3 protein-coding genes and 1 pseudogene are annotated in these 3,088 nt (G+C 70.4%); 1 reads left to right on the forward strand and 3 read right to left on the reverse strand.

Features of this window, described 5'->3' with window-relative positions:
- Nucleotides 1-257: 257 nt before the first annotated feature.
- The 3 genes from L0P92_RS43415 to L0P92_RS43425 all read right to left on the reverse strand — a co-directional run bounded on the left by L0P92_RS43415 (nt 258) and on the right by L0P92_RS43425 (nt 2,081).
- The gene (locus tag L0P92_RS43415) at nt 258-653 is read right to left on the reverse strand and encodes a hypothetical protein (RefSeq protein ID WP_234768645.1); all 396 of its coding nucleotides are present in this window, start codon (nt 651-653) and stop codon (nt 258-260) included.
- A gap of 102 nt (nt 654-755) precedes the next feature.
- Nucleotides 756-1,745, reverse strand: a complete 990-nt coding sequence (locus L0P92_RS43420; RefSeq protein ID WP_234768646.1) for an ArsR/SmtB family transcription factor — start codon at nt 1,743-1,745, stop codon at nt 756-758.
- A 78-nt stretch (nt 1,746-1,823) separates the two neighbouring features.
- Entirely contained in the window at nt 1,824-2,081 is a 258-nt protein-coding gene (locus L0P92_RS43425) for a hypothetical protein (protein WP_234768647.1), read from the reverse strand.
- Nucleotides 2,082-2,171: 90 nt separating this feature from the next.
- On the opposite strand from L0P92_RS43425, the pseudogene L0P92_RS43430 reads away from it, so the two are divergent.
- Nucleotides 2,172-3,071, forward strand: a pseudogene (locus L0P92_RS43430) (ArnT family glycosyltransferase); the annotation flags it as partial.
- Nucleotides 3,072-3,088 lie beyond the last annotated feature (17 nt).

Genomic DNA, 3,088 nt, shown 5'->3' on the forward strand with positions numbered 1-3,088 from the left:
GGCGGGGGCCGCGACGGCGGGGGTGGCGACGGCTATGGACGCCATCGCGACGCCGACGCCCACACCTGCCGCGACGCCGGCTCTCGCGCGTCCGGAGACGCGCCCTGCCTTCTCACTCTTGCTCGTTCTCCCGTGGGTCATGCCCCTCTGACCAACGAGCACGTATGAATGGTTGTACGCGTGAGCCGGATCGACGGCCGGGCCGCCCCTCGGTGAAGAGGAGCCCGGCCGCCGTCGCCGTCCCGGTTTCCCCGCGATCAGGGCTTGATGTAGATCGAGTTGATCGGCGTCAGGTTCTGGTCGATGTACCAGCCGGGCCCCATCTTGTCCCCGCAGCCCGTTCCGTTGCCGCCCTTGCACATCTGCACGGTCCAGCCGTCGGTCTGGTTGTTGAAGACGCGGTGCTTGTCGTACTGGTCGTAGAGCTTGTGCACGCCGCGACTCCAGTAGGTGTGGGACGGCTTGTCGTTGTTCCAGCTCGGACCGGGGTAGATGCACACCGCCCCGGAGGGGCAGCCGTGCACGGTCGCCGCCGCCCGGACGCCGTCCGCCCCGGCCCCGCCTGCCGCGGCCGGTCCGGCGCCGACCAGCAGCCCGGCGCCGAGGGCGACCGCGGCGGTTCCGCCCGCCAGTGCCATCCTTAACTTACGCATGTGTTGCCTCCCCGTAGTGGCTTGCCCGCAGCCGCGGGACCGCGACTGCGTCCGCACCAGCAGCCTCGCCCGGACGTCACCCCCGCGCACGACCCTTTGGCCTCAGCCAAAGCGACCGCCGAGCAGCCGCCGCCCCAACGGGGTCGCCGCATGCAGCACCTGCTTGCCGTCCCGATGGCTCGACAGCAGTCCGCTCTCGCGGAGCACCGTCAGCTGCTGGCTGGCGCTGGGCAGGGAGATCCCGACCTTCGCGGCCAGTTGGGAGGTGGTGCCCCAGGCACGCGCGGCCGCCTCCTGGAGCAGCGCGGCCCTGGTGTTGCCGAGCAGCCTGGACAGTTCGGCCTGTCCGGCGGCGGACACCAGGGGCGCCGACTTCTCCACCGGGTAGACCAGTACCGGCCGCAGCGAACGGTCGACCAGGGTGATCGGGCGCCGCCAGCAGAAGTACGAGGGGATCAGCAGCAGGCCGCGCCCTTCGAGGTACATGTCCCGGTCGACCGGGTAGTCGACCTCGAGGACCGGCGAGTGCCATCGGGCCATCGGGCGGAACGTGTTCAGCAGGCCAGCGATCCCGTCGGTGAGCAGGGCCTGGGAACGCCGGCTCACGTCCACGCGCACCGCCGTCTCCATCGCCTCCCACACGGGGGCGACGAACGCTTCGTGGTAGACCCGCAGCAACCCGCCGAGCAGCATCATGACCTCCCGCTCGCCACGTGCCAGGGCCGGCCCGGCGAAGGGCGTGCGGCCGCCCGCCGCCACGAGCTCGATCTCGTGGCGCAGTTGCCGACGGGGCGTCGCCAACACCCGGTCGATTCCGTCCTCCAGGGCATGGTCCTGACGCTCGCCGCTCGGCGTGAGAAAATCCGGGAAGTACTCGGCATACGGCACCAGGCTCCCCAACGCCCGGACCGCCCGCCCAGGCGCTCCCCCGCGCCGCAGCCCGTCCCGGACCCTCCGCCGCCACAGGTCGAAGGCCTGCGGCCCCTCCCGGGTCTGCAACCGGCAGACACTGCAGATGATCTCCCAGAGCGGGTCCGGCCTGTCGGCGATCCGTAAGCACTCCAGATCCCGGCTGGTGAAGTGGATTCGCAACAATTTTCCCCCGAATGCCGCGAAGACATCAATTCGTTCTTCTCAGTCTGCACGAGGGGGACCCGCGCTCGGGCGGCCTCATTGCCGACTGTCCGAATGCCGGCTCCGACTCTCCGCGATGCGCCGGACATCGGTCAGCGCCTCGCCCATCCGGGCAACCAGGAACCAGAGCTGCGCGGGCGTGACCCGGCGGCCGGCGAACATGTCGGCCGCGTGGTCGAGGAGGTCGCCGGCCATGGCGAGCTGCACGCTCTCGCCGGTGTCGGCCAGGCGGGAGACAGGGCCGGTACCGTCCCCGACGAGGTAGCAGGGCTTGCCGTCGGCACCGGTCGGCAACGCCCGCCTTTACCGACCCCTTTGCCAATCCACAGGAAAGGGCAAGTTCCGGCACAGCCCGCACCCACCCCCGCCGCACACGATGCCCTGGTGACATCAGCCACCGATCCCCACGCCCACCCCACCGCGACCCCCGACGTACCCCCGCAGGTGCCACCGGCGGCCCCGTCCGCAGGGCCGCCACCGGAGAAGGACAAGGCACCCCGCTGGTCGCTCCCGGCGCTGATCGCGATCCTCGTCATGGCGGCGGTGCTGTACTCCTGGAACCTCTCCGGCTCCAGCCTGAACAGCTTCTACAGCGCGGCCGTGCTGAGCGGTACGGAGAGTTGGAAGGCGTGGTTCTTCGGCTCGCTGGACGCGGGGAACTTCCTGACCGTCGACAAGCCGCCGTTGGCCCTGATGGTGATGGGGCTGTCGTGCCGGATCCTCGGTTACGGCACCTGGCAGATGATGCTGCCGATGGTCCTGGTCGCGCTGGCGACGATCTGGATCGTGCACGCCTCGGTGAAGCGGGTATGGGGCCACGGCGCGGCGACGGTGGCCGCGCTGGTGCTGGCGCTGACGCCGATCACGGTCGCCATCAACCGTGACAACAACCCCGACACGCTGCTGGTGTTCCTGATGGCCGGCGGCGCGGCGCTCGCCCTGCGGGCCGTGCACAACGGCAGGTCGCTGCCGCTGGTCGGCTCCGCGGTGTGCTTCGGTCTCGCGTTCAACACGAAGATGCTGCAGGGCTACATCGCGCTGCCCGCCGTCTTCGCGGTCTACCTGTACGCGGCCAAGCCGAGGCTCGTGAAGCGGATCCTCAACCTGTTCCTCGCGGGCGTCGCCCTCGCCGTCTCCAGCTTCTGGTGGGCGGCGGCCGTCTCGCTCGTGCCCGCCGACGAACGCCCTTACATCGGCGGTTCGACGGACGGCACGGCCTGGGACCTGATCATGGGCTACAACGGCCTCGGCCGGATCCTCGGCGGCGAGGGCAACGGCGGAGGCCGTTGTAGCCCATGATC

Origin of the sequence: Streptomyces muensis (genome assembly GCF_021474425.1) — a bacterium.
GTDB classification, from domain to species: Bacteria; Actinomycetota; Actinomycetes; order Streptomycetales; family Streptomycetaceae; genus Streptomyces; species Streptomyces muensis.